At 66.5% G+C, this 26,200-nt stretch carries 25 protein-coding genes and 1 tRNA gene; 16 read left to right on the top strand and 10 right to left on the bottom strand.

Annotation, left to right across the window (positions count from 1 at the left end; translation table 11 throughout):
• Positions 1-74: 74 nt before the first annotated feature.
• The 4 genes from RBT54_RS06705 to RBT54_RS06720 form a co-directional block, all read right to left on the bottom strand.
• The gene (locus tag RBT54_RS06705) at positions 75-293 is read right to left on the bottom strand and encodes a YdcH family protein (RefSeq protein WP_320365424.1); all 219 of its coding nucleotides are present in this window, start codon (positions 291-293) and stop codon (positions 75-77) included.
• A gap of 201 nt (positions 294-494) precedes the next feature.
• Positions 495-1,040: a DUF1415 domain-containing protein gene (locus RBT54_RS06710; protein ID WP_320365426.1), complete on the bottom strand. Its 546-nt coding sequence runs from the start codon at positions 1,038-1,040 to the stop codon at positions 495-497.
• Positions 1,041-1,082: 42 nt separating this feature from the next.
• The gene (miaA, locus tag RBT54_RS06715; RefSeq protein ID WP_413788428.1) at positions 1,083-2,033 is read right to left on the bottom strand and encodes a tRNA (adenosine(37)-N6)-dimethylallyltransferase MiaA; all 951 of its coding nucleotides are present in this window, start codon (positions 2,031-2,033) and stop codon (positions 1,083-1,085) included.
• Positions 2,034-2,556: 523 nt separating this feature from the next.
• Positions 2,557-4,326, bottom strand: coding sequence for a diguanylate cyclase domain-containing protein (locus tag RBT54_RS06720; RefSeq protein WP_320365430.1), 1,770 nt, complete (start codon positions 4,324-4,326; stop codon positions 2,557-2,559).
• 205 nt (positions 4,327-4,531) lie between these two features.
• On the opposite strand from RBT54_RS06720, the gene RBT54_RS06725 reads away from it, so the two are divergent.
• A complete protein-coding gene (locus RBT54_RS06725) occupies positions 4,532-5,110 on the top strand; it encodes a YqaA family protein (RefSeq protein ID WP_320365432.1) in 579 nt (192 codons plus the stop codon).
• Between the two features lie 40 nt (positions 5,111-5,150).
• Here the strand turns inward: RBT54_RS06725 and mutL are convergent, their stop codons facing one another.
• Positions 5,151-6,992, bottom strand: a complete 1,842-nt coding sequence (gene mutL / locus RBT54_RS06730; protein ID WP_320365434.1) for a DNA mismatch repair endonuclease MutL — start codon at positions 6,990-6,992, stop codon at positions 5,151-5,153.
• Positions 6,993-7,196: 204 nt separating this feature from the next.
• On the opposite strand from mutL, the gene RBT54_RS06735 reads away from it, so the two are divergent.
• The 6 genes from RBT54_RS06735 to RBT54_RS06760 all read left to right on the top strand — a co-directional run bounded on the left by RBT54_RS06735 (position 7,197) and on the right by RBT54_RS06760 (position 12,700).
• Complete coding sequence (locus RBT54_RS06735) at positions 7,197-7,898, top strand: hypothetical protein (RefSeq protein WP_320365436.1); 702 nt, start codon at positions 7,197-7,199, stop codon at positions 7,896-7,898.
• Positions 7,899-7,952: 54 nt separating this feature from the next.
• On the top strand, positions 7,953-8,618 hold the full coding sequence (gene purN, locus RBT54_RS06740; RefSeq protein ID WP_320365438.1) for a phosphoribosylglycinamide formyltransferase: 666 nt from the start codon (positions 7,953-7,955) through the stop codon (positions 8,616-8,618).
• Positions 8,618-9,376, top strand: coding sequence for a DUF3108 domain-containing protein (locus tag RBT54_RS06745; protein ID WP_320365439.1), 759 nt, complete (start codon positions 8,618-8,620; stop codon positions 9,374-9,376). The genes purN and RBT54_RS06745 overlap by 1 nt, the downstream gene beginning before the upstream one ends.
• Position 9,377: 1 nt before the next feature.
• Positions 9,378-10,745, top strand: coding sequence for an RsmB/NOP family class I SAM-dependent RNA methyltransferase (locus RBT54_RS06750; RefSeq protein WP_320365441.1), 1,368 nt, complete (start codon positions 9,378-9,380; stop codon positions 10,743-10,745).
• A 28-nt stretch (positions 10,746-10,773) separates the two neighbouring features.
• Positions 10,774-11,352 carry a phospholipase D family protein gene (locus tag RBT54_RS06755; RefSeq protein WP_413788427.1) on the top strand — a complete coding sequence of 193 codons (579 nt, stop codon included), beginning with the start codon at positions 10,774-10,776 and terminating at the stop codon, positions 11,350-11,352.
• 178 nt (positions 11,353-11,530) lie between these two features.
• Positions 11,531-12,700, top strand: a complete 1,170-nt coding sequence (locus tag RBT54_RS06760; protein ID WP_320365443.1) for a fatty acid desaturase — start codon at positions 11,531-11,533, stop codon at positions 12,698-12,700.
• Between the two features lie 88 nt (positions 12,701-12,788).
• On the opposite strand, the gene RBT54_RS06765 is transcribed toward RBT54_RS06760, so the two are convergent.
• Positions 12,789-13,679, bottom strand: a complete 891-nt coding sequence (locus tag RBT54_RS06765; RefSeq protein WP_320365445.1) for a LysR substrate-binding domain-containing protein — start codon at positions 13,677-13,679, stop codon at positions 12,789-12,791.
• A 222-nt stretch (positions 13,680-13,901) separates the two neighbouring features.
• On the opposite strand from RBT54_RS06765, the gene RBT54_RS06770 reads away from it, so the two are divergent.
• The 3 genes from RBT54_RS06770 to RBT54_RS06780 all read left to right on the top strand — a co-directional run bounded on the left by RBT54_RS06770 (position 13,902) and on the right by RBT54_RS06780 (position 17,481).
• Entirely contained in the window at positions 13,902-15,371 is a 1,470-nt protein-coding gene (locus tag RBT54_RS06770; protein WP_320365448.1) for an MFS transporter, read from the top strand.
• Positions 15,372-15,541: 170 nt separating this feature from the next.
• Complete coding sequence (locus RBT54_RS06775) at positions 15,542-16,699, top strand: M20 aminoacylase family protein (protein WP_320365450.1); 1,158 nt, start codon at positions 15,542-15,544, stop codon at positions 16,697-16,699.
• 149 nt (positions 16,700-16,848) lie between these two features.
• Complete coding sequence (locus tag RBT54_RS06780) at positions 16,849-17,481, top strand: trimeric intracellular cation channel family protein (RefSeq protein ID WP_320365452.1); 633 nt, start codon at positions 16,849-16,851, stop codon at positions 17,479-17,481.
• Positions 17,482-17,550: 69 nt separating this feature from the next.
• Here the strand turns inward: RBT54_RS06780 and queD are convergent, their stop codons facing one another.
• Positions 17,551-17,994, bottom strand: a complete 444-nt coding sequence (queD, locus tag RBT54_RS06785; RefSeq protein WP_320365454.1) for a 6-carboxytetrahydropterin synthase QueD — start codon at positions 17,992-17,994, stop codon at positions 17,551-17,553.
• Between the two features lie 87 nt (positions 17,995-18,081).
• Here queD and RBT54_RS06790 point away from each other — a divergent pair, with 87 nt between their 5' ends.
• Positions 18,082-18,960 (top strand): radical SAM protein, encoded by an 879-nt coding sequence (locus tag RBT54_RS06790; RefSeq protein ID WP_320365456.1) that lies wholly within the window; start codon positions 18,082-18,084, stop codon positions 18,958-18,960.
• Positions 18,961-18,977: 17 nt separating this feature from the next.
• Here the strand turns inward: RBT54_RS06790 and RBT54_RS06795 are convergent, their stop codons facing one another.
• Positions 18,978-19,271 carry a helix-turn-helix domain-containing protein gene (locus RBT54_RS06795; RefSeq protein ID WP_320365458.1) on the bottom strand — a complete coding sequence of 98 codons (294 nt, stop codon included), beginning with the start codon at positions 19,269-19,271 and terminating at the stop codon, positions 18,978-18,980.
• Between the two features lie 259 nt (positions 19,272-19,530).
• On the opposite strand from RBT54_RS06795, the gene RBT54_RS06800 reads away from it, so the two are divergent.
• The 3 genes from RBT54_RS06800 (at position 19,531) to RBT54_RS06810 (ending at position 22,249) form a co-directional block, all read left to right on the top strand.
• Positions 19,531-20,763 carry an aspartate kinase gene (locus RBT54_RS06800; RefSeq protein ID WP_320365460.1) on the top strand — a complete coding sequence of 411 codons (1,233 nt, stop codon included), beginning with the start codon at positions 19,531-19,533 and terminating at the stop codon, positions 20,761-20,763.
• A 59-nt stretch (positions 20,764-20,822) separates the two neighbouring features.
• Positions 20,823-20,915 (top strand) — tRNA-Ser (locus RBT54_RS06805).
• Positions 20,916-20,989: 74 nt separating this feature from the next.
• A complete protein-coding gene (locus tag RBT54_RS06810) occupies positions 20,990-22,249 on the top strand; it encodes an Hsp70 family protein (RefSeq protein WP_320365462.1) in 1,260 nt (419 codons plus the stop codon).
• Between the two features lie 35 nt (positions 22,250-22,284).
• On the opposite strand, the gene RBT54_RS06815 is transcribed toward RBT54_RS06810, so the two are convergent.
• Positions 22,285-23,484, bottom strand: coding sequence for a methyltransferase (locus RBT54_RS06815; protein WP_320365464.1), 1,200 nt, complete (start codon positions 23,482-23,484; stop codon positions 22,285-22,287).
• Between the two features lie 33 nt (positions 23,485-23,517).
• Positions 23,518-23,721 carry a hypothetical protein gene (locus tag RBT54_RS06820; RefSeq protein ID WP_320365466.1) on the bottom strand — a complete coding sequence of 68 codons (204 nt, stop codon included), beginning with the start codon at positions 23,719-23,721 and terminating at the stop codon, positions 23,518-23,520.
• A 2-nt stretch (positions 23,722-23,723) separates the two neighbouring features.
• Here RBT54_RS06820 and RBT54_RS06825 point away from each other — a divergent pair, with 2 nt between their 5' ends.
• Entirely contained in the window at positions 23,724-23,849 is a 126-nt protein-coding gene (locus tag RBT54_RS06825) for a hypothetical protein (protein ID WP_320365468.1), read from the top strand.
• A 458-nt stretch (positions 23,850-24,307) separates the two neighbouring features.
• Positions 24,308-26,005: a sulfate permease gene (locus tag RBT54_RS06830; RefSeq protein ID WP_320365470.1), complete on the top strand. Its 1,698-nt coding sequence runs from the start codon at positions 24,308-24,310 to the stop codon at positions 26,003-26,005.
• The last annotated feature ends 195 nt before the right edge of the window (positions 26,006-26,200 follow it).

Below are 26,200 nucleotides of genomic sequence, written 5' to 3' on the forward strand. Positions count from 1 at the left end.
CGACTGAGGGGGCAACGGGGGGCCACCTGCGGGGGCGAGCGTCAGTTGGCGCTCGCCGGACACGGCAGTTCGGGTCAGTTTGCGCCGACCTTGCGCAGTTGGGCGTAAACCTTGTCCTTCACCAGCAGCTTCTCTTTCTTGAGGTCTTCGAGGTGCTCGTAGGTCGAGACTTCGGTGTGGGCTTCGATATCGTGGATCTGTTGGTCGAGCGCGTCGTGCTGGGTGCAGAGTTCGGCGAACTGCGGGTCGGTGGCCTTGAGGCGGGTCATCAACTCTTTGTATTCGGAAAACATGGGAGCCTCCTGAGCGTCGGCGTGGTGGAAAAGTCGTCTGTGTCGAAAATCAGTCTACTCCCCGTGCAGGCGCCTTGCCAGCACGGGGAACACACGCCAGGCGAATATCTGCGGGTGCCGGGTCGCATCAGATCAATGCAAAAAGTGATTGATTCCAGGGACTAATTTTGTTGATGCCCGGCCCGGCGCAGTCTGTTCTGCTCAGCCGAACAGGTAGGGGAACAGGCGCTTGCGTTCCTCGGGGCCGAGCGCCTTCATGCGCGCGATGTTGCGCTCCGGGATGGCGTCGACGTCGGCGTAGTGCTCGACGGCCTGCTCCAGGCTTTCCTCACGGATGATGTGCAGCAGGGGCCAGGGCGAGCGGTTGGTGAGGTTGCCCGGATCGTCGGCCTCGGTGTCGGCGAACTGGTACTGCGGGTGAAAGCTCGCCACCTGCAGATCACCCTCCCAGCCGAACTGCGCCACCCACAGGTCGACCGCGTCGAGGAAGTCGTTGTAGTCGGCAAAATCCTCGAGCATGTCGGGGATGGCGAGCAGCGTGGTTTCGAGTTCGGCCGCAGGGGTGTCGGACAGGCGCTCGAGCTCGGCCTGCAGGTCGTTGAGCAGGGCCTCTTCGTCGGTGGCGTGGCTCACCGCGATGCGAACGCGCTTTTCGCGGCGCGGGCGGGCGGCAAACGGGCAGAGGTCGAGGCCGATGACGACCTCGTCGAGCCATTGCTCGACGTCGGCAATGATCTGTTCATCCATGGGGGCAGGCTCCGGTCAGGTGTGGACGATGGGTGAGGTGTGTCAGGCGGGGTCGTGCAGCTGGCGCAGCGCCGCATGCAGCACGGCCTGAGGCAGGTCTGGGCGCAGGCAGTCGAGTTCGACATAGCCCGGCCAGGTCTCGCGGAACTGGCGCTGCCAGGTGAGCTGGCGCTTGGCGAGCTGGCGGGTGGCGGCGATGCCCTTGAAGCGCAACTCGTCGTAGCCGATGTCGCCGTCGAGGTATTCCCAGGCCTGGCGGTAACCGACGCAGCGCATCGACGGCATGGCGGGGTCGAGCCGGTAGCGGGCGCGCAGTTGGCGCACCTCGTCGACGAAGCCGGCGTGCAGCATGGCGTCGAAGCGCTCGGCGATGCGTGCATGGAGCACGCTGCGCTCCGAAGGCGCGAGCGCGATCGGCAGCAGGCGGCAGGGCAGGGTGTCGTCCTCCTTCTTCGCGTAGCTCTCGGCGAGCGGACGGCCGGTGAGACGCACGATCTCGAGTGCACGCTGGATGCGCTGCGCGTCGCCCGGCTCCAGGCGCGCGGCGGCCACCGGGTCGAGGCGGGCGAGTTCCGCGTGCAGCGCTGGCCAGCCGCGCGCCGCGGCGTCCTCGTCGATGGCGCGGCGCAGTTCGGCGTCGGCGGCGGGCAGGTCCGAGAGCCCATCGCGCAGCGCCTTGAAGTACAGCATGGTGCCGCCCGCGAGCAGCGGAATGTTGCCGCGCGCGCCGATTTCCCCCATCAGCCGGATCGCGTCGGCGCGAAAACGCGCGGCGGAATAGCTGTCCGCGGGCGAGACGATGTCGATCAGATGATGCGGACAGGTCGCCCGTTCCTCAGCCGAGGGCTTGGCCGTGCCGATGTCCATGTCGCGATACACCAGCGCCGAGTCGACGCTGATGATCTCGATCGGCAGGGCTTGTGCGAGCGCCAGCGCGCTCGCGGTCTTGCCGCTGGCGGTGGGGCCGAGCAGGAGCAGGGCAGGGGGAGACAGGGCGGAGGGGGCGGTCAAGCTCAGGGGGCGTGCAAGGAATCCGGGGGGCGCTAGGCGGGACGACCAAGGCCGGCCGCAGAGAGCACGGCATTGGAATAGAGGCAGGCAGGAGTGGGGCAGGCAACAATGGCGCTGATTATCCCCCAGCTTGCCGCCGAAGGTAAAAGGCGATCATCGCCTTCGTGATGCCTTTCAGCGTGCTGCCTTGGGTGGGGCCGTAAGGCGGCCTGCGTGCCGGTCTCAGCGGTAGGCGCGCAGCATCGAGTGCGTCATGTTGTCGAGGGGCCGAGCGTCGACGAGCGTTCGAGGGCATCGATGACGTGGGCTTGAGCTGGGATGGAAAGGGCGTATGCCGGACTGCGGTTGAAACCAACAGAAGCCGCGTGCCTGCTCAATTACAGCCTGTTCGAGAGTGAGACATAGTTCCGCGTCGATGCGCGCTGCTCAATCTTTGAGCAGCGGCGGATAAGCCTGTACTTACAGTCGCTTGCGTGGCTTATCCACAGCTTGTCCCATGCACTGCTCACGGCCGCTGGGGAAAACGCACGACGCTGTCGGCTGCAGACGCGGTGGAGCGCTGCTTGCGCGCATACATGGCATGGTCGGCATGGCGCAGCAGGCCTTCCGGGCTGTCGCCGTCGTCGGGAAACAGCGCGCAGCCGATGGCGCCGCCGGCGGTGAGATCGATCGTGCCTGCCTCCTCGATCGCGACCGGTTTCGCCAGTACGTCCTCGACATGCCGGCGCACCTGCTCGAGCGCGTCGCGATCGGCGATCGGGTCGACCAGGATCACGAATTCGTCGCCGGCATAGCGTGCGACGAAGTCCTCGCTGCGCACGCTGTGACGCAGGCGCTCCGCGATCTCCTGCAGCACGCGGTCGCCGGCGTCGTGGCCGAGCGAGTCGTTGATGTCCTTGAAGCGGTTGAGGTCGATGAACAGGACACCGAGGCGAGGTTGGCGGCGGTCGGCACGCGCGCGTTCGATGCGGCGCGCGAGCTGCTGCGTCAGCGCCTCGCGGTTGGCGAGGCCGGTCAGGCGGTCGGTGCGCAGGCGGGCCTGCATGCGTTCGAAGCTGTGGGCGAGTTCGCCGATCTCGTCGCGGCGCGACAATCCGACCGGGGTGTCGAGGTCGCCGTCGCCAATGCGCCCCGCAGCTTCGGCCAGCCGGCGCAGGTCGCGGGCAACCCAGCCGATGATGCCGAGCCCGATGCCGATGGCCACCAGCACCGCGAGCGCGGCGAGCACGATGGTGCGGCGTACGTTGTCGGTGACGCCACCGAGGTAGTCGCTGGCGGGCATGGTGACCACGGTGATCCAGTCCAGCCCGGCCTTGTCGCGGATGCGGTCGAACGCCGCGTGCACCAGGTTGCCGCCGGCGTCCTTGAACTCGAACACGCGCGGCAGGCGCTCGTCACCGCGGTTGGCGATACGTTCGCGCACCGTTTCGTAGGTGGCCTTGAGCAGCGGGTGGTCGCTGGCGTCCGCGGAGATCCGCCCGTGGCGACCGTCGGGCAGGGTGATGACGTTGGCGCTGGCCGAGGAGGCAATCAGGTTGCCGTCGGGTTCGATGATGAAGGCGACGCCATTGGGCGACACCTCGAGCCGGCTGACGAAATCGTTGAGGGCCTTGAGCGAGACGTCGGTCGCGACCACGCCCGCGAATGCGCCGCCGGGTGCGAGTACCCGCCGTGCCCGCGTGGCCACGAGCTGCAGGGTGCCGAAGTCGATATACACCGAGGTCCAGGTGTGGCCGCGGGCGTTGCGGCCGTCCGCATACCAGGGGCGCTGGCGCGGATCGAACAGGCTGCCTTCGCGGCGGACGAAGTTGAGCGCGCCGTCGAGTCCGGTCACGCGGTAGATGGCGCGGTGTTCGTCGGCCTGGAGTTTCATGCGCAGCTCCACCTCCTCGTCGGAGTGGCGGAACAGGCCCAGGCCCTGGCCGGCTTCGTTGCCGTAATAGACGTAGTTGTTGGGGTCGGTGTGGATGGCGGTTGCCACCCAGAAGCGGTTGCGCAGTTCGTGGAAGTCGTCTTCGATGTTCTTCGGTGCCGGCATGCCCTCCGGAAAGGCCGTTTCGAGTACGGCGCTGGAGCCGACGACATGGCGGTCGACGGCCTGCGAGATCCGCCCGACCACCTCGAGCAGCAACTGGGACGAGATCGTCGATACCGCGTTGCTGCCTGCGCTGTACGAGAGTACGCCGAGCGCGAGGGCCAGGCCCACGACCAGGACAACGTAGGGAACGATCAGCACGAGCCGCAATGGCAGCTTCTGGGGGCGCAGGAACGACATTCCAGGGACCTGGTTGGGTGGGCGTGCGGGTTGAGGGAAGACTGATTCTCTCTCGTGGCTCGATGCACTGCAACATGAAATCGTGATATCCGGGCGATGGCGATGAGGCGTGAGCCGTGCTGCCGGTCGCAGCTGCGGCCGAGCGGGTATCATTGCGCCCTCGAAGTCGGGCCGGGTGCCCGACATCCTTGATTGAGGGCTTGTCTTGAAGATCTTTTCGGCGCTTTACGAGCGGACGATGCGCTGGTCGCGGCATCCACGCGCACCGTGGTTTCTGGGTGGGCTCAGCTTCGCCGAGTCGTCCTTTTTCCCGATTCCGCCTGACGTGATGCTCGCGCCGATGAGTCTGGCCAATCCTCGCCGCGCATGGTGGTTCGCGCTCATCACCACCCTGGCTTCGGTGGCGGGCGGGCTGTTCGGTTACCTGATCGGCTATTTCGCCTTCGATCTGATCGAGGGCTGGCTGCGCGCCAGCCGCTATTGGGGTGCGTACGAGCAGGCGGTCGCGTGGTTCGACGTCTGGGGCTTCTGGGCGATCTTCGTGGCGGGGTTCTCGCCCATTCCATACAAGGTATTCACGATCGCCGCCGGCGTCGCACACATGGCGCTGCTGCCGTTTACGCTGGCCTCGCTGGTCGGCCGTGGAGCGCGCTTCTTCCTCGTCGCCGGGCTGATGGCCTGGGGCGGTCAGCGCATGGAGGCGGTGCTGCACAAGTACGTCGATCGCCTGGGGTGGGCGAGCGTTGCCGCGGTGGTGATCGGCGTGTTGATCTATCGCGTCTGAGCCGGGCGTGCCCGGTCCGGGCGCGACTCGCGGGCGCGCCTCACTGCCCGCGCATGAAGAAGCGGTCGAGATCGGCCATGCTGAGCTGGGTCCACGTGGGCCGGCCGTGATTGCACTGGTCGGCGCGCTCGGTGGCCTCCATGTCGCGTAGCAGCGCGTTCATCTCGGGAATCGTGAGCTGGCGGTTGGCGCGCACCGCGCCGTGGCAGGCCATGGTCGCGAGCAGCTCGTTGCGGCGGGCGGTGACGACCTCGGTGGCGGGGAACTCGCGCAGCTCCTGCAGCAACTGGCGCATCAGTTCGGCCACCGGGGCGCTCGCCAGCAGCGCGGGCACGCTGCGCACCGCCAGCTCCTGCGGGCCGGCGACCCCGACCTCGAAGCCCATGCCGGCGAGCACCTCGGTGCATTCCTCGGCCGCCGCCATGTCCTTTGCGCCCACCGAGAACACCGCTGGAATGAGCAGGCGCTGGACCGCCGGGCGGCCGTCGATCACGGTCTTGAGCTTTTCGTAGAGGATGCGCTCGTGCGCGGCGTGCATGTCCACCAGCACGAGGCCCGCGGCGTTCTGGGCCAGGATGTACACCCCGTGCAGTTGAGCAAGTGCAAAGCCGAGCGGCGGAGTGCCGTCGCCGGCAGGATGGCTTTGCGGGGGGGCGGGCGCCGTGCGCGGTGATGCGCCCTGTGCAGGACGCGCACCGGCAGCAAAGTCGAAGTACGAGCGGCTCGCCGACTCCATTGCCAGCCGGCCTTGTTGCGGGACAGGCGGCGGCCAGGCGCCGGTGCCGGTTTGAGTTGCCTCCGACCCGGGCCAGCGCGCGAGGCCGGCCGCGTGCGCGACATCGGATGCACCGGGCTGCGCCTGAGCTGCCGTCGTCGGCATTTGCGTGCCGTGTTCGGCCCGCGCCGCACCGCTCTCGGCGAGCACGCGCTTGAGCGCGTGATAGACGAACTGATGCACCGCGCGGGCTTCGCGAAAGCGCACCTCGATCTTGGCCGGGTGCACGTTGACGTCCACCCCCGCGGGGTCGAGTTCGAGGAACAGCACGTAGGCCGGATGGCGGCTGCCGTGCAGGATGTCGGCGTAGGCCTCGCGCACGGCGTGGGTGAGCAGCTTGTCGCGCACGAAGCGGCCGTTTACGAAGAAGAACTGCGCGTCGCGGCTGGCACGGGAGTAGGCGGGCAGGGATGCGAAGCCCGCGAGCCGCAGCACGCCCGCATCGGCCTGGACTTCGCGGGCGTGTTGCACGAAATCGTCGCCCATCAGCGCGCCGACCCGCGCAATGGCAGGGCCCGGCGGCAGGCGGTGGATGACGCGGCCGTTGTGGGTGAGCTGCAGGCCGATGTCTGGGCGGGCGAGGGCGACGCGGCGGAACATGTCGTCGCAGTGCGCGTATTCGGTGCCCTCGGTCTTGAGGAATTTGCGCCGCGCGGGGGTGTTGTAATAGAGGTCGGCGACGTCGACCACGGTGCCCTGGTTGAGCGCGGCGGGCGCGGGCTCGCTGCCGGCCTCGATGCGCCAGGCGTGGCTTGCGTCTTCGGCACGGCTGGTGATGCTGGTGCGCGCCACGGCGGCGATCGCGGCCAGCGCCTCGCCGCGAAAGCCCATCGTGCCCACGCGCTCGAGGTCGTCCAGGGACGCGATCTTGCTGGTTGCGTGGCGCTCGAGGGCGAGCGCGAGCTCGTCGCGGGCGATGCCGCAGCCGTCGTCCACCACCCGGATGCGGCGCACGCCACCCTGTTCGAGCTGCACTTCGATCGCCTGCGCGCCGGCGTCGACCGCATTCTCCAGCACCTCCTTGAGCACCGAGGCGGGGCGTTCCACGACCTCGCCGGCAGCGATCTGGTTGACCAGCAGGTCGGGCAGGCGATGGATGTGGGGCATGGGGTGGCGCTCGGCAAAGCCGGCATTATACAAAGGCCTGCGGTCGCGGCCGGGAGGTGTGTCCGGGAAGTGTGGCCGGGAAGTCGCGGGAAGGCGTTCCCGCTCGGTTATGATCGAAGCCGGTATGCACGAAGCAGGGGAGGGCGACGGATGGCGGAGGCTGCAGGCCTTGGGCGGCGGGGGCGGCGTGACGGCGCGGTCCTCATGGTCGCCGTGCTTCTGGTCGCCGCCTGCGTGTTGCTGTCGGCGTGCTCGGCGCCGGGGACTGCACCGAACGCACGCGGCAGGGGCGGGTTCGACCTCGGTCAACTGGTCAAGACCGACATCAACCGCGTTGCCGAAACCCACCAGCAGCACGTGTTCGCGAGCCTGAGGCGGCTGGCCGACAAGCTCTACCGGCGTAACCCTGCCGAGTGGCGCAAGGGCGGCGCGCCGAGCGCCGAGGCGGCGATCTCGCGCATTTTCGACGAGAAGCATCGCTGGCGTTTCGCGGCGCTCGGCCACCGCCGCGACCTGGAGGCGATGCGCATCGCACTGCATCCGGAATTTCGCGGTGATCGCGTGCAGGCGCTGATCGTCGGCCTGGCGAGCATGGTGCAGTCGGCCCTGGGCGACCGCGAAGTTTTTTACATGCTGGATGATCTGGCGCCCCAGCACCTCTACAATGCGGCCCGCAACGTCGAGATCGTGGCCTGGAAGCTGGCGAGCACGCGTGACGCTGCGGGAAGTCTGCTGCTGCTCTCCAACGAGATCGGCGAGGTCAGCAACCTGAGCTTCGAGCGCGAGTTCGGGCGCGTCATCGGACTGCTCGATGCGCTGGCCGACATCGTCGAGGATGAGACCGAGCGCACGGTGACGCGCGTGGTCCAGAACCTCACCACGGCTGTCTTCCTGCCGGTTTACTGACTTTCGTCGGGCACAACGACTGCCCGGCATCCCTTTCAATCCAGCGGTTTTTTCATGAAGTCCATCGTCATTCTCATCTCGGGTCGCGGCAGCAACATGGAAGCCATCGTGCGTGCGCGCATCCCGGGCGTCCGCATCGCGGCGGTGATCAGCAATCGTCCGGGTGCAGCAGGGCTCTCCTTCGCGCGCTCGCACGGGATTGCCACCGCCGTGGTCGATCACACCGCGCACACCGACCGCGCCAGCTTCGATGCCGCGCTGGCCGAGTGCATCGATGCCCATGCGCCGGATCTGGTCGTGCTCGCGGGGTTCATGCGTGTACTGACCGATGGCTTCGTGCGCCGCTACGCGGGGCGGCTGATCAACATCCACCCCTCGCTGCTGCCGGCGTTTCCCGGCCTGCACACGCACCGGCGCGCGCTCGAGGCCGGGGTGAAACTGCATGGCGCGACGGTGCACTTCGTGACCGCCGAACTCGACGACGGACCGATCGTGGTCCAGGCCGCGGTGCCTGTGCGTGCCGACGACGACGAGGCGGCGCTGGCCGCGCGCGTGCTGGGGCAGGAACACGTGATCTACCCGCAGGCGGTGCGCTGGTTTGCCGAGGGGCGGATTGCGTTAGATGCGAGGGGGCGGGCGGTGGTGCGCGATGCGCGTATCGATGACGATGCGGTGTGGATCTCGCCGGCGCCCGACCGGTTTGCTGCAGGAGGTGACTGATGCGCAAGGTACTGACAGGATTTTTCCTCGCGTTCGCGATGCTGGCTTCGCCGACGATGGCGGCCGCGGGGGCCAAGGTGGCGCCCGTGGGCAGCATCTACTTCGACGTTCATTACGGCTCGCAGGGTCTGAGGATCGGCGAGGCTCGCCATGACTGGCGCTTCGCCGGTGACAAGTACGAGATGAGCCTGAACCTGGAGGCCAAAGGGCTGGCTGGCTTGTTCGGGTTGCAGTACGAGCAGCGCAGCGTCGGTACGACGGATGCAAAGGGCATGCGCCCCGAGCGTTTCACCGTCGACCAGCGCGGTCGCAAGCTCGAGAGCGCGGAGTTCGACTGGCAGGCGGGGCGGGTGAGCATTCGCCGCGACGGCAGCGAGCGCCGCAGTGGCGCCATCGCGCCGGGCGACCAGGACCTGCTCAGTCTGTGGCATCAGGCGCGACGGGTCGCCGAGACGGGCAAGGCGGTCAAGCGCACCGTGGTTACCAACAAGAGCGTCAAGCAGGCGACCCTCGAACCCAGCGGCACCGAAACCCTCAAGCTCGCCATCGGCCAGGTCGACACACTGCGCGTGCGTGCCTGGGCGGAGGAAGGCGAGCTCGACATCGAAATATGGCTGTCGCAGCAGCATGGGCTGCTGCCGGTGCGCATCCGCATCGAGGACGAGAAGGGCGGGGTGCTCGATCAGCGCGCGTCGCGCATCGAACTCGGTGCGCCCGCGGAAGATCCCCCAGCCACGCAGAATTCCACGCAGAACTGACATGAACAACAAGACAAGCAAATCCACCTCGGGCAAATTTACCGCAGGCAAGCCGGCCGCAGGCAGGACCACCGCAGCCAAGCCCACCGAAGGTGCGCCGAAGGCGCCCGAAGGCGCCGTGTCCCGCCCGCTCTTCATCCAGGCCACACAGGCGCTGAGTGCAGTGCTGGCGTTCGATTTTCCGGCCGACGCGGTGCTGTCGCGCCACTTCCGCGACAACCGTGAACTCGGCCACCGCGACCGCGGCTTCATCGCCGAGGCGGTCTATGGCGTGCTGCGGCGGCTACGCTGGCTGCGCCGGCTGGCGGGCGAAGAGGCCACGCCGCGCATGCTGCTGCTGGCCTGGTTCGCGCGCGGCGAGGGCTGGCCGATGCGCAACTTCGAAGGTCTGGTGAGTGCCACCGAGCGTGACTGGGTGGCCTCGGTCAAGGCCGCGGATCCGGGCGAGCTGACCTTGGCCGAACGCGCCGACCTGCCCGACTGGCTGGCCGAGCGCCTGCTCGCGCAGATGGACGAGGCGGACGTGCTGGCGCTGGCCCACGGCCTGAACCGTGCGGCGCCGCTCGATCTGCGCGTGAACCTGCTCAAGGCGGACCGTGACGCCGTGCTCGCCCGCCTGCGCGAAGACGGCGTCGGTGCCGAGGCTGGCACACTTTCGCCGCAGGCGATCCGCCTTGCCGGCAAGCCTGCACTGCAGAAGTACCCGCTGTTCCTCGACGGCAGCTTCGAGGTGCAGGACGAGGGCAGCCAGTTGCTCGGCCTGCTGGTGCAGCCCAAGCGCGGCGAGCTGGTGGTGGATTTCTGTGCCGGCGCAGGCGGCAAGACGCTGCAGCTCGGCGCGATGATGCGCTCGACCGGGCGGCTGTATGCCTTCGACGTGTCGGAGAAGCGGCTGGCGAAGCTCAAGCCGCGCATGGCGCGCGCCGGGCTGTCGAACGTGCATCCGGTGCTGATCGCGCATGAGTCCGATGCCAAGGTCAAGCGCCTGGCGGGCAAGGCCGACCGCGTGCTGGTCGATGCGCCGTGCACCGGTCTGGGCACGCTGCGCCGCAACCCCGACCTCAAGTGGCGCCAGTCGCCGGCAGCGGTCGAGGAGATGGTTGCCAATCAGGGCGCGATTCTGGCCGCGGCTGCGCGCCTGGTGCGACCGGGCGGCCGCCTGGTCTATGCGACCTGCAGCCCGCTTGCCGAAGAGAACGATGGCATCGTCGATGCCTTCCTCGCCGCCCATCCCGAGTTCCGTTCGCTGTCGGCGCAGGAGATCCTCGACAAGCAGGGCGTGAGCCTGGAGACCGGCGAGCGCCTGCGCATGCTGCCGCACGTGCATGACACCGACGGCTTCTTCGCAGCGGTGATGGAGCGTGCCTGAGCGGGACCCCGGTAGGCGCCGGAAGGGCGTGGCGGCAGGCCGGGCGCTTCTGACCGGGGCCGCGCTGCTCGCCGTTTCGGCCCTGACGCCCCAGTTGGCGCACGCCAGCCAGCGGTTTCCCGCCCACGGCGAGATCGAAGTGGCGTTCTCGCCGCGCGACGACACCGAGAAGGTGCTGATCGACCTCATCCGCAGCGCACGCAAGAGCCTGAAGGTTCACGCCTATGTCTTCACCAGCCGGCAGATTGCCGATGCGATGGTGGCTGCGCATCGACGCGGAGTGAAGGTCGAGGTACTCGCCGATGCGCAGATGAACCGGCGCGAGAAGGGCAATGCCGTTCCGCGCCTCCTGGCCGGTGGCGTGCCGGTAGCCTTCGAGACGCGTTACAACGCCGCTCACAACAAGGTGCTGATCGTCGACGCCGAAGGGCCCGGTTGTGCGGTGCTCACCGGGTCTTACAACTTCACCTGGTCGGCGAAAAACCGTAACGCCGAGAACCTGCTCATCGTGCGCGATCAGTGCGCCCTCGCGCGCGCCTACCGCGATAACTGGCAGCGCCATCGCGCCGAGGCCACCCCGGTCAGCTCGCTGCCGTGGCGGCCCTGATAGCCTACCCGGCGTTGAACGCCTTGCGTCAAAGGGAGTCTGAACAAAGTGTGCCATCCTGCCCGGGGTGGCGCCTGGCGGGCACCCGAAGCGGCTCCCGCCCTGCAGCTTCCTGCGGATGCGTTGCGCAGGGCGGCGTAGAATCGCCGGGCTGTTTCTCTCAAGGATGTTGATCCGCATGTACAACGGGTTGTTCGATCTCCCCTGGTGGGGCTACGTCGTCGTGGCCCTCGTTCTCACCCACATCACGATCGCCGCGGTGACGATCTTCCTGCACCGTCACCAGGCTCATCGCGCACTCGATCTGCACCCGATTCCCAGCCACTTTTTCCGCTTCTGGCTGTGGCTGACCACCGGCATGGTCACCAGGGAGTGGGCGGCGATCCACCGCAAGCACCACGCCAAGTGCGAAACCGAGGAAGACCCCCACAGCCCGCAGACGCGCGGCATCCGCAAGGTGATCTGGGAAGGTGCGGAGCTTTACCGCGCCGAGGCCATGAACCAGGACACGCTGCAGCGCTATGGCCACGGCACGCCCGACGACTGGCTCGAGCGCAATGTCTATCGCCGCTCGGCGCTGGGGGTGTCGGTCATGCTGGTGATCGACGTGATCGCATTCGGCGCGCTCGGGCTGACGGTCTGGGCGGTGCAGATGGCTTGGATTCCGATCTGGGCCGCTGGCGTCGTCAACGGCATCGGCCACTACTGGGGCTACCGCAACTACGACTGCGTCGACGCGTCGCGCAACATCTCGCCCTGGGGCATCCTGATCGGCGGCGAGGAGCTGCACAACAATCATCACAGCTTCGCCACCTCGGCCAAGCTGTCGTCGAAGTGGTACGAGTTCGACATCGGCTGGATGTACATCCGCATCCTGGAAATGCTCGGCCTCGCCAAGGTCAAGAAGACCATCCCGCAGCCGAAGTTCGGCGAAGCGAAGGCGGTGCCCGATTTCGACACGCTGCAGGCCGTCGTCACCCATCGCTACGACGTGATGACGCGCTACATGCGCTCGCTCAGGCGCCTGTGTGCCGAGGAGGCCGAGCGCCTGAAGGCGGCGCACGGATCGGCGCTCGATGTGCGTGCGTTGCGGCGCTGGGTGCTGGCGGGCGAATCGGCTCAACTCGCGGTCGAACAGAAGCAGCAACTCGCGGTGGTGGTGAAGCAGAGCCCCGCGCTCAGCACCGCGCTGTCGATGCGCGAAGAGCTCGCTGGCCTGTGGGCGCGTTCGAACGCGAGTCGCGAGCAATTGCTGGCGCAGTTGCAGGACTGGACTGCACGCGCCGAGCAGAGCGGCATCCGGCAGTTGCAGGAGTTTTCGCAGCGTCTGAGGCGTTACGCGGTCTGAAGTCTCATCGACGGCGGCGCGGGTGGACAGGGCGCTCACTCGTGCCGCCCCACCCCGCGCCGCGCGCAACGCGGGCAGGGGCCGGCTTTCAGCTCGAGAGGTAGCGCGCGAACAGCGTCGCCATGGGCTTCGCCGCGGCTGAAAGCGGGACGCCGCGCAGGCGCAGGATGCCGAAATCCATTGCCGGTGGCAGCGGCGCTACCTTCAGACATTGAATGCCGTGGCCGACCAGCCTGTCCCTGAACAGGCGCTCCGGGCCGATGCCGATGCAGTCCGTGCGTTGCATCAGTTCGAGCATCAGCATCGTCGATGCGCAGCGGATCATGTGCTGGGGCGGGGGCTGGCCCTGCTCGCCCAGCCACGACAGGAGCGCGCCCCCCAGGCTGCCGGGGCTCAGGTTCATCACCCATTTCGCATCCCGCAGCTCGGCCCAGGTCGCCGCCGCGGCCAGGGGATGTCCCTCGCGTGCGGCCAGCACGGCATTTGCGGGCCCCAGGGGCTCGAACACGATCTCGTAGGGCAGGTCGGCGGCGTCGGCTACCGCAAGCGCAAAGTCCAGGCGACCCTCGATCAGATCGGGCAGCACCTGGGTCAGCAGCCCTTCGGTGAGGTGCACCTCGGTCTCAGGCTGCAGCGCCTCGTACTCGCGCAACACCCTCGGCAGCACCGTCGCGCCCACCATCGGCGTCACGGCGATCACCACCCGCGCACCGGGCCCGCCATGCAGCAGGCGGACTTCCTCCACCGCCTTATCCAGGATCGACAGGGCCAGCCGGGCGTGGCCGAGCAGGAGCGAGCCGGCGGCAGTGAATTCGATGCCCTTGTAGCTGCGGGTCAGGAGCTGGGCGCCCACGTCTTCCTCAAGCTCGCGCAGGGCCTTGGTCAGTGCGCTCTGGCTCAGGTTCATGGCGCGCGCGGCGGCGCGGATCGAGCTGCTCTCGGCCACATGTACGAGTGCTCGGAGCTGGTGGTCTTTCATCGGTTCGCCCGCTGTTGGCCTCAGGTTGTCGCTCGCGCAAGGTATCGCCTTGGGCGAGTGCGTTCAAGCGATTCCATAAACGACAGAGCGGCCATCCATAAGTGATTCGGGGCGATTCCAGACGGTGGTCATCGCGGAAAACGGAATGCCTTATTTTTTATGTGGGAATCCCTAGGATGGCGGGGCAGAAATCGATCAACCCGCTGCCTTTAGGAGACCACCATGACAGCCACTGCGGGTAAGGCTTCAACGTATCAAGGTAACGACAAGCTACTGTACGGCATCATCCTCGGCGTCATCACGTTCTGGCTCTTCGCGCAGACGACCCTGAACATCGCGCCGGCCATGCAGAAGGACCTCGGTCTGGATGCAAGCATGATGAATATCGCGGTCGCCATCACGGCCCTGTTCTCGGGCATCTTCATCGTCGTCATCGGCGGCCTCGCCGACCGCATCGGCCGCGTCAAGACCGTGCAGATCGGCTTCTACCTCAGCATCATCGGTTCGCTTCTGATCGCGATCGCCCCCACCGGCAGCATGGCGACGGCCTTCCTGCTGGTCGGGCGCGCGCTGCAGGGCGTATCGGCGGCGTGCATCATGCCCGCCAGCCTCGCGCTGGTTAAGACCTACTGGGACGGTCCGGCGCGCCAGCGTGCGGTGAGCCTGTGGTCGATCGGTTCCTGGGGCGGTTCGGGCGTGTGCTCGCTGTTCGGCGGCCTGGTGGCCGACAACATCGGCTGGCGCTACATCTTCTTCGCCTCGATCGTCGTTGCCGTCATCGGCCTGCTGATGATGAAGGGAACGCCGGAAAGCAAGGCCGAGACCAAGGGCGCGTACAAGTTCGACCTGGCCGGCGTGCTGACCTTCCTGATCGCCATGGTGGCCCTGCAGATCGTCGTCACCCAGGGTAACAAGATGGGCTGGACCAGCCCGCTGATCCTCAGCCTGATCGCGGCGGTGATCGTTTTCGGTGCGCTCTTCTTCCGCATCGAGAACACCTCTGGTCAGCCCTTCGTCGATTTCAAGCTGTTCCGCAATCCGACCTACACCGGCGCCACGATCTCCAACTTCCTGCTCAACGGCGTGGCCGGCACCCTCCTGGTCTCCCTGCAACTGGTGCAACTCGGCGGCGACATGACCGCTCAGCAAGCGGGCGGACTGACCCTGGGTTATGCGGTGGCGATCATTGCCTTCATCCGCGTCGGCGAGAAGCTGCTGCAGCGCTTCGGTGCGCGCCGGCCGATGATCTGGGGTTGCCTGATCACCGGTCTGGCGATCGTGCTGCTGTCGCCGGCCAACGTGCTGCTCGATGACTACAAGATCCTCGCCATGATCGGTTACACGCTGTTCGGTGTTGGCCTCGCCTTCTACGCCACCCCTTCCACCGACGCCGCGCTCTCCAGTCTGCCGGCCGCCCAGGCGGGTTCCGGTGCAGGCATCTACAAGATGGCTTCCTCGCTCGGCGCCGCCTTTGGCGTGGCGATCTCGGCGGCGATCTTCACCGCGCTCAGCGCCAACCCGGAGAGCGTTTCCTGGCTTGCCGGCGTGATCACCTTCGAAGGCCGTCAGGACAACCTGGCCGTGCGTGAGGCCGCGATCATCGCCCTGATGTTCAACGTCTTCATGGTGGTCGTGGCGATCATGTCGATCATGCTCACCGTCCCCAAGGCCAGTCCGAAGCAGGCGCGCTAAGGCAGGCAGCGCCCACCACGGACCAACGGCACGGCCACGCAACACACCGCGCCTGCCGTACGCCGCGCACCGCGGCAACACGAATGAAAACGACGCCCGGGTTGAGTGTGCTCAGTCCGCAGGGCCCGGGCGTCCCTGCAGAACGTCTCAGGTTTCGATCAGGAGTCATCATGGACACCCTTTTGAATGCGCTGTCGGCCGATCAGGAACAGATGAAGGCGTGGCGGCATCACATGCACCGCCACCCGGAAGTCGCCTTCGACGAACACAACACCGCGCGCTACATCGCCGAACTCCTTCGCGGGTGGGGTTACGAGGTTGCCGAGGGCGTGGGCAAGACCGGCGTCGTCGCCCGGCTGAGCTGCGGCGACGGCAAGAAGTCGATCGGCCTGCGCGCCGACACCGATGCGCTCGCCGTGCAGGAGATGATCGACAGCGATCACAAGAGCACCATCGAAGGAAAGTCGCACACCTGCGGCCACGACGGTCACAGCGCGATGTTGCTCGGCGCGGCGCAGTACCTGGCGCGCACGCGGGCCTTCAACGGCACCGTCAACCTGATCTTCCAGCCCGCGGAAGAGATCATGGGCGGCGCGGTGGCGATGATCAGGGATGGGCTGTTCGAGCGTTTCCCGATGGATGCGGTGTTCGGCATGCACAACATGCCCGGGCTCGAGCGCGGCAAACTTCACTTCACTGGCGGCCCCATCATGGCAGCGGTGGATAACTGGGAAATCGTGCTCACGGGCAAGGGCAGCCACGGTTCGATGCCCGAGAAGAGCATTGATCCAGTTGTGGCCGGCGCGTCGCTGGTGATGGCCTTGCAGACCATCGTGTCGCGCAACGTGGCGGCGAAGGACTCCGCCGTGGTGTCGGTGGGGGCCTTCCTGGCTGGCGACGCGGGCAACGTGATTCCGCAGACGGCGACGCTGCGCCTGAGCATCCGCAGCAGCGCGCCGGAAACCCGCAAGCTGGTGCTGGAGAAGGTGAAGTCGATCACGGCCGCCCAGGCCTCAGCGTTCGGTGTCGGCCACGAGATTCGCGAGGGCGCGCCCGGGGCGGTGCTGGTCAATGATCCCGATCAGACCCTCGAATGCGCGGACGTCGCACGCGCGCTGCTCGGCGAGGAGCAGGTGGTGATGCCCGGCCCCACCTTCATGGGCAGCGAGGACTTTGCCTACTATGCGCAGCAGAAGCCGGGCACTTATTGTTTCATCGGCAATGGCGACACACCGATGGTGCACCACCCGATGTACGACTTCGACGATCGCAATCTCCCCGTGGGGGCTGCCTACTGGGTGGCGGTGACCGAGCACTTCCTGAAGTAAGTCCTGTATAAGGACGGGCGGCACGCTTCGCAACGCGGGGCGTGCCGCCTTGTCGCGTGCGTATCGTGACCGATGCGCACGATTTCAGCCTTTGCCAAATCCTTTAGCGCGCTCCCTGGGGGCGCGAACGCTTTTCCGGTGCTGAACAGATGAAGTTTGAAACGATCCTGCTGGTCATCGAGGTCGGCGGCACGCTTGCATTCGCCATGTCCGGCCTGCTCGAGGCAATCCGCAAGCGCATGGACATCATCGGCGTGTTTTCGGTCGCCTTCGTCAGCGCCTTTGGTGGCGGTACGGTGCGTGATGTGCTGCTGGATCGCCAGCCGTTGTTCTGGATCCAGAATCACGAATACGTCTGGATGGTCATCGGGCTGGCGCTGACGGCGCCGCTATGGTTGAAGACCTCCCAGCATCAGCTGACGGAAAAGGCCATGGAGTTTGCAGATGCCTGCGGTCTGGGGCTGTTCGCCATTTCGGGCGCTTCGATCGCCACCGCTGCCGGCATGCCGCCAGTGGTGGCGATCCTGATGGGGGCGATCACGGCGGTGTTCGGCGGGGTGTCGCGTGATGTGCTGTGCAACCAGATCCCGAAGGTCTATCACGACCACCGGCCCTACACCCTGTGCGCGGTCGTGGGTTGCGTCGTGCTGCTCGCGGCGAACGCGCTCGGCTTTGCGCCGCAGGTGTCCATGGTGGCCGGAATCTGCACGGCGACCGGCTCGCGCCTGCTGGCGGTTGCATTCGGATGGAAGCTCCCGGCCTGGCCCTCACATAAGGCCTGATCAGCCCCTCTGCTGCGGCCGCTTGCGAGCCCCGCGCCTGGCGGCGCCGCTGCCGGGGGTGTTGCGCGCTCAGGCGCGGACCGCGTCCGCCCAGCAGTTGGGTGTTTCGTACAACCGCACGCGCTCGAGCCGGAGGTGGTTGCCGTAGCTGTCGCGGTAGGCCGGATCGAGGATGCGGAAGGCCTCGGCGGCGAGGTTTTCCGCGGTGGGCACAACGTCCAGCACCACGGTCTTGTGCCCAGGTACGGCGGCGAGAAAATCGGCGACCAGCGTGTCGCCGCGATAGACGAGGAAGGCGTGGTCCCATTGATGGACCACGAGTTCGTTGGCAATGCGCTTGACGTCGGCGAAATCCATCACCATGCCATTGACCGCCAGGCCGTCGGCCTTGATGATCTCGCCGGACAGGGTCACTTCGAGCGCATAGCGGTGGCCGTGCAGGTGGCGGCACTGGCTGGCGTGATCGGGAATCCGGTGACCGGCGTCGAATTCGAGGCGGCGGGTGATGCGCATGGCGGGTCTCTCTGAAATGGCCGCGGATTATAGCACCGGCAGGCCCCGTGGCTGCCTGGGTGGTTTCTGCAAGTATCTGAGCAAACGATGAATTCTTCTATCCCGCATGCTGCCGGCAGTGCCGCGGCGCTGACGATCCGCAATCATGATCGCGATCTCGCCGGGCTCACCTACGTCTATCCGGTGCTGTCGCGCCGTGCGGGTGGGGTGTCGGTGGGCATCAACCTCAATCCCAACAATGCCTGCAACTGGCACTGCGTGTACTGCCAGGTGCCCGACCTCGTGCGCGGCAAGGCGCCCGCCATCGATCTCGCACAACTCGAGGACGAACTGCGCGGTTTTCTCGGCGACCTGGTGCATGGTGGCTGGATGGCGCGCTTCGTTCCCGAAGGCTTGCGTGTGATCCGCGACATCGCGTTCTCGGGCAATGGTGAGCCGACCAGTGCGGTCGTGTTTCCCGAGGCAGTGGCCTTGGTGCTGCGCTTGCGGGCCGAGTTCGGGCTGTCGAGCGCCGAGGTGCCCCTGCGCCTGATCACCAACGGCAGCCTGATCGGTCAGGCGCGCGTGCAGGAGGGCGTGCGCCTGCTGGGCGAAGCGGGTGGTGAGGTGTGGTTCAAGGTCGATGGCGGCACGGCCGATGCGATCGAGCGCATCAATGGCGTGCGCCTCGAGCCCGAATCGATCGCGCGCAATCTGGCGCGCTGTGCGCAACTGTGCCCCACCTGGGTGCAGACCTGCATGTTCCGCTGGGATGGCGAGGCGCCTTCAGCGGCGGAACTCGATGCCTATCTCGCAGTGCTCGAAGCGGCCGGCATCGATGCGCTGCAAGGCGTGCTGCTGTACGGAATCGCCCGCCAGTCGATGCAGCCCGAGGCGGTCCGGCTTGCGCCACTTGCCGGGGACGAACTCGAGTCGATCGCAGCGTACATACGAAAAAAAGGGCTGACGGTTCGCGTCAGCCCTTGAACGTGTGCGCCACGCGCTCAGCGTTCCTTGCGCTTGGCGCGCGCTTCCTTCTTTAGCGTCTTGTACAGCTCGGGGTTGCTGGCCTTGAGGTATTCGGCCACATCCACGTCGTCGCGCTTGACCTTGTTGATGTCGATCTGTTCGACATGCACGAGGCGGAGCAGCGCCTGGACCGGACGCGGTATGTTGCGTCCACTCTCATAGCGCGAACCGCCGCTTTGCGTGACGCCGATCTTGGACCAGAACTGTGACTGGTTCAGTCCCAGCTTGCGGCGGATTTCACGAACATCCAGTTTTTCGGTGGCTTTCATCAGACTATCCTCATCGTTGAACAGAACCTGTGCTCGGCTCGCCAAGATTCCCACATTGCATTGACTTTTACCTATGACCAAAGTCATAAGACAAATGAAGTATAGGTCACTATTCCTTCAACATACAGTGTTGATTATGGCGATTTTGTTAAAAACTACGTAAATCTCTATCGCCTCGTTTTGCCCTGTGTCAAGCGCGCAAAAAGTCGCGCCTTTGGATAGAATCATGGGCTTTATCCACTAGCGCTTGGATACGACAATGGCACTGATAGTTCAGAAGTACGGCGGCACCTCGGTTGGAAGCCCCGATCGCATCAAGAACGTCGCGCGCAAGGTGGCGAAGTTCCGCGCTGAGGGTCATCAGGTGGTGGTCGTGGTGTCGGCGATGAGCGGCGAGACCAACCGCCTGATTGCGCTGACGAAAGAGGTGGCAGCCAACCCCAGTCCGCGCGAACTCGACGTCGTCGTGTCGACCGGCGAGCAGGTCACGATCGGCCTGCTGTGCATGGCGCTCGAGGACGCCGGCGTGCCGGCCAAGAGCTACACCGGTGGCCAGGTCAAGATCCTGACGGACTCGCTGCACACCAAGGCGCGCATCCTCAACATCGATGACGCGCCAGTGCGTCGCGACCTCGACGAAGGCAAGGTCGTGGTCGTTGCAGGCTTCCAGGGTGTGGACGAGCAGGGCAACATCACCACGCTCGGCCGTGGCGGCTCGGACACTACCGGCGTGGCCCTGGCTGCGGCGCTCAAGGCCGACGAGTGCCAGATCTATACCGACGTCGACGGTGTCTACACCACCGATCCGCGCATCGTCCCCGAAGCCCGCAAGCTCGACACCATCACCTTCGAAGAGATGCTGGAAATGGCCAGCCTGGGTTCGAAGGTGCTGCAGATTCGCTCGGTCGAATTCGCCGGCAAGTACAAGGTCAAGCTGCGCGTCCTCTCCAGTTTCGAAGGTCGCGAAGGCGAGGGCACGCTCATCACCGTTGAGGAAGACAAGAAAATGGAACAACCCGTCATCTCCGGCATCGCCTTCTCGCGCGACGAAGCCAAGCTCACCGTCACCGGCGTGCCCGACAAGCCGGGCATCGCATACCAGATCCTGGGGCCGATCGCCGACGCCAACATCGACGTTGACATGATCATCCAGAACGTCGGCCATGACGGCACCACCGACTTCTCCTTCACTGTTGGCCGTGGCGATCTCTCCAAGGCACTGAACGTGCTCGAAGGTGTTCGCGCCCACATTGGCGCGCGCGCGGTCGACAGCGACGGCTCCATGTGCAAGGTCTCCATCGTCGGCGTCGGCATGCGCTCGCACCCGGGCGTCGCCTCCCAGATGTTCCGCACGCTGGCCGAGGAAGGCATCAACATCCAGATGATCTCGACCTCGGAGATCAAGATCTCGGTGGCCATCGAGGACAAATACCTCGAGCTCGCCGTGCGCGCGCTGCACAAGGCGTTCGGCCTCGAAGCAGCGGCCTCATAAAATCGATTCATCCTGTTTGACCGGCAGGCGCGAACTCGCTATGATCGCGCCTTCCTGATGGAGACGTGGCCGAGAGGTCGAAGGCACTCCCCTGCTAAGGGAGCAGACGGGCAAAACCTGTCTCAAGGGTTCGAATCCCTTCGTCTCCGCCAGAAATAAAGATAAGCTCTTCATTTTGAAGGGCTTTTTCTTTTTCACGCATGCGCATCCATCTCGCGCCCTCAACATGTCCCAGCTCCCTCGCGCCTGCGGTGTCGACTTCGGCACGTCGAACTCCACCGTGGGCTGGCTGCGTCCGGGTGTCCCCGCCCTGATCCTGCTGGAGGACGGGCGCCAGACCCTGCCGTCGGCCGTGTTCTTCAATGCCGACGAGAACTCGGTGAGCTTCGGGCGGGCGGCGATGGCCGAGTATCTCGAGGGTTACGAGGGCCGGCTGATGCGGGCGCTCAAGAGCCTGCTCGGCACCAGCCTCATCGACGGCCATACCGAAGTGCTCGGTCGTCCGCTCGGCTTCCGTGAGCTGCTGGCGAACTTCATCGCCGAGCTCAAGCGCCGCGCCGAGCGTGAAGCGGGGCGTGGTTTCGAGATGGCAGTGTTCGGTCGCCCGGTGCACTTCATCGATGACGATCCGGTGGCCGATCGGCGGGCGCAGGACACCCTGGAGGCGATTGCGCGCCAGGTGGGCTTTCGCGAGGTCAGCTTCCAGTTCGAGCCGATCGGTGCTGCGCTGCATTACGAAAGCTCGCTGAGTCGCGAGGAACTGGTACTGATCGCCGACATCGGTGGCGGCACGGCCGACTTTTCGATCGTGCGCCTGTCGCCCGAGCGCATGCGCCATGACGATCGCCGTGCGGATGTGCTCGGCAATGCGGGCATCCACATCGGTGGCACGGATTTCGATCGAATGCTGAGCCTTGAATGCGTGATGCCGCTGTTCGGGTATCGCACCCGCATGCGTAACGGCGCCGAGGTGCCGTCGAGCATCTACTTCCAGCTTGCCGCCTGGCATACGATCAACTTTGCCTATACCCGGCAGGTGTGGGCGGACCTGCAGCATCTCTATCGCGACGCGACCGCGCGCGAAGCACTCGATCGCCTCTGTCACCTCGTCAGCCAGCGCGAGGGGCACTGGCTCGCGCTCCAGGTCGAGCAGGCCAAGGTTGAGCTGTCGGCAGAGCGCGCCACCCGGATGACGCTCGACCGCATTGCCGACGGGCTGGTGCTGGACGTTACGCGCGAGGCCTTCGCCGCTGCCACCCAAGGCCTCGTCGAGCGTGTCGGCGCTTGCGTGGCCGGTCTGCTGCAGGACGTGGATGTGGCGCGCGCGCGCATCGACACCATTTATTTCACCGGCGGCGCGAGCGGCGTCCCCCAGTTGCGCGACCGGATCGCGGCCGAATTGCCGGACACGCGGGTCGTGGAGGGTGATCTATACGGCAGCATCGGCACCGGCCTGGCCGTGGAGGCGGCGCGGCGCTACGGCTAAGCGCTGGCACGATCAGCGGACGACGTGATTCCGGCTCATGTCTTCTCGGCGCGTGCGGGTTCGCGGCGTTCTGCGAGTACGAGCAGATTGCGTGGTGTCAGCGTGCGAGCGCAGAAGTGGCCGACCTGGACATCGAAGCCGCGCTCATCGAGACCGAGGGCGATGTCGAGTACGAGCCAGAGCTCGAGCGCGCGGCGAAAGGCATGGCGAACGAGTTCGAAGCGCCGCACCTGCGCGCGGCGCTGCCAGCCGAGCGCCTCCCAGTCTGGCCAGGTGATTTGCGCAGGCAGCGCGACGTCCTCGCGTGCAGCAAGCTGGCGGCAGAAGACTTCGAAGCCGTCAGCTCGCCAGGATGCCGGGACCGGGCGGAACGGGCGGGGCGCCTCGCCTTCGATCGCATTGCGCAGCGCGACGAAGCCGAGTTTCCACGCCTGATCGCGGGCGAGGCGTTTGCGATCATGGCGCGGCGCCGTTACGGTTTCGGTCACCGCCAGGCGCAGCGTCGAGGCATCGAGAGCGAGCCGGGCATCGCGGCTGAGGGGAAGGTAGACGTCGTCGGTGCCGAGGTGGTAGCAGCACGGGGCAATGCGATACGCCTGGGCGCCGTCGCGATCCGCGCTGCGCACGAGGCAGCGATGGAGTTCGCCGCAAGCATGTAGTGCCAGCACGGAGTGGTCGCGCACGTGGGCACGGGATGTTTCGTCGAGCGCGTTCGCGCATACCACCTGCTGATCCGTGCCCGTACGGGCCGCCAGGCGCACCGCGTCGGCGCACAGTGCGGGGTCGATCTCGAGCGAAATGACCTGCATGCGATCGGCGAGCGCGACTCGACGCCCGAGGTGGCCCTTTCCTGCACACCATTCCAGGACGGGGGTCGTGGCGGCTGGCATGTGGCGGGTGAAGGCCTCGATCTGCAAGCGCTTGCGACCCGGGATGCCGTCGTCGAAATGCGCGTTGCACGCGGGCACGGTGCGTCCGGGCAGCTCGGGCACGCGGCAGGCGTCGACCAGGCGGTCAAGTTCGGGCAGTTGCGACGCAAGCCATGTGGTGCAGGCGTCGACGTCGTCGGCGAATCGTTCGACGAACTCGTCATCGAGCGCTTCCAGCGCAGCAGCCAGGCCCGGCCACTGCGCGCACCACTCCGGGCGCGCTACGTGAAATGGGGCGGGGCGCCAGAGCGACGCATGCCGCGTCAACAGGGACTGGAGGCCGAGGAAGCGGGCGCGAAGGTTCATCTGTCGATGAGGCGCGTTGACGCGCCGGGTGGGCTAATCCTCGTCATCCTCGTCCTCGTCATCATCGATGACAGCATCCACCCCAGCGGCTGCGACATCGACCGTCGTCTCGACGACGGTGGCCGTCACGCTGACAGCCGTTGCGGCCACCGATACGACCGCATCGGCAACGGCGACGACGGCGCAACCGTTCAAGCAGATGACGCCAAACAATGCAAGGAATAGGGTGCGAGACATGAATGAAGTTGCTGGATTCGTCGAGTTCGGCGCTCGATCGGGGCAAAGGCCGTGCTGTGAAAGCCATTGACCTGGCGGCTTGGACGCATGGCAAGGGCGACACGGAGCGATGCATGCAGTTTAATTGATGGGCAAAGGATCTGCGTCGGCATGGCGGTGACCGCCTTGATCGGCCGGTGTGCAGAGGCGCTTTCAAGTGCCGGCTGTGACGCATGTGTCCAGGCGCAAGATTGTGCGCGTGAGTTACGCGCTGATCAGCTTTTTTGTGCGCAGTCGGGCCAGGTTGCGATGTCAATCCGCCAGGAATTGCGCAGAATCATGGTCGCCAACCCGAGAGGGGGCGCGGATAAGTCGACGCTTGCCCTGAACGGGATGGACCGGATCATGGTGCCGGTCTCGCCGTCCCGCCGCATACCCCGTGATTTCGCGTTGATCCGCCAGCGAACGCCTGGTCTACGCTTCCTGTACCCCCGACACGATCAGACCCCAGCCCATGAGCTCCCCCGACATTCCACGAACCGGCACCGAACCGGGCCGCGTCCTCCGACCCGCCCGAGCCTCCGACCAGGCCGGCTGGAGGCGCTGGATGCCGGGCGTGCAAACCCTGCGCAGCTACGAGCTCGCCTGGCTGCGCCATGACCTCGTCGCCGGCCTGGTGCTGGCGGCGATGCTGGTGCCGGTGGGCATCGCCTATGCCGTCGCGTCGGGTCTGCCGGGTATCTACGGCCTCTACGCCACCATCGTCCCGCTGCTCGCCTACGCCGTGTTCGGCCCCAGCCGCATCCTGGTGCTGGGCCCCGACAGCGCGCTGGCCGCGCTGATCCTCGCGGTCGTGCTGCAGCAGTCCGGCGGCGACCCGATGCGCGCGGTCGCGCTCGCCGGCGCGATGGCGCTGGTCTCCGGCCTGGCCTGTATCGTGTTCGGACTGCTGCGCCTGGGCTTCGTCACCGAGCTGCTGTCCAAGCCGATCCGCTATGGCTACATGAACGGCATCGCGCTGACGGTGCTGATCAGCCAGCTGCCCAAGCTGTTCGGCTTCTCCATCGACGGCGGCGGGCCGGTGCAGGATCTGTGGGCGATCGGCGTGGCGATTGGCGAGGGTCGCACCAACTGGACCACCTTCCTCCTCGGCGCGGGCACGCTGGCGATCATCCTGCTGCTGGCGCGCTACCCGCGCATACCCGGCATCCTCGTCGCCGTCATTGCGGCGACGCTCGTCGTCGGTGCGCTGGACCTGGGCGAGCGCGCGGGCGTCGCGGTGCTCGGCGCGCTGCCCCAGGGCCTGCCGGCTTTCGCCATTCCGTGGATCACCTGGGGCGACCTCGGCACCGTGGTCATCGGCGGTCTCGCCGTCGCCCTGGTGTCGTTTGCCGACACCAGCGTGCTGTCGCGTGTCTATGCGGCGCGTACCCGCACCCACGTCGACCCGAGCCAGGAGTTGGTCGGGCTCGGTGCGGCCAACCTTGCGGCGGGGTTCTTCCAGGGCTTTCCGATCAGCAGCAGCTCCTCACGCACGCCGGTCGCAGAGGCGGCGGGTGCGCGCACGCAGCTCACCGGGGTCGTCGGCGCGCTCGCGGTCGCGCTGATGCTGCTGCTCGCGCCCGACCTGCTGCGCAATCTGCCGACCAGCGCGCTGGCGGCGGTGGTGATTGCAGCCGCGCTCGGCCTGTTCGAATTCGCCGACCTGCGCCGCATCTGGCGCATCCAGCGCTGGGAGTTCTGGCTCTCGGTGGGCTGCACCGCCGGGGTGGCGGTGCTGGGCGTCATCCCCGGCATCGGCCTGGCCATCGTCGTCGCCGTCATCGAGTTCCTGTGGGATGGCTGGCGTCCGCACTTTGCGGTGCTGGGCCGCGCCGAGGGCGTCAAGGGCTACCACGACATCAAGCGTTATCCCGATGCTCGCCGCGTGCCCGGGCTGGTCCTGTTCCGCTGGGACGCGCCGCTTTTCTTCGCCAACGCCGAGCTGTTCCGCGAGCGCGTGCTCGATGCGATCGACGAGTCGCCGACGCCCGTGCGCTGGCTCGTGGTCGCCGCGGAGCCGGTCACCAGCGTCGACGTCACCGCTGCGGACGTGCTCGCCGAACTCGACGAGAGCCTTCAGAGTGCCGGCATCGAGCTGTGCTTCGCCGAGATGAAGGATCCGGTCAAGGACAAGCTCAAGCGCTTCGGCCTGTTCGTGCGCTTGGGCGAGGAAACCTTCTTCCCCACGCTCGGCGTTGCGGTCAGCGCCTACGTCGCGGCCCACGACGTCGAGTGGAAGGACTGGGAGGAGCGCCAGGCGTGACGCACCGGGCTGATGTTCCCCTATCGGGACCACTCGCGGACGGGCTCGCGGCATAAGCAGGCAAGCCCGCGAGGGCCGACTCAGCGCGGCGCGCATTGGTGGGGGTTTAGCGCCCTGATCGACCTCTTTCGCTCAACACGCCTGGACCTGCGGGGCTGAAATGCGTGCGTCTTGTGCTCGTCAAATCCGCGCAAC

The sequence above is a fragment of the Thauera sp. genome, assembly GCF_034003485.1.
GTDB lineage: Bacteria > Pseudomonadota > Gammaproteobacteria > Burkholderiales > Rhodocyclaceae > Thauera.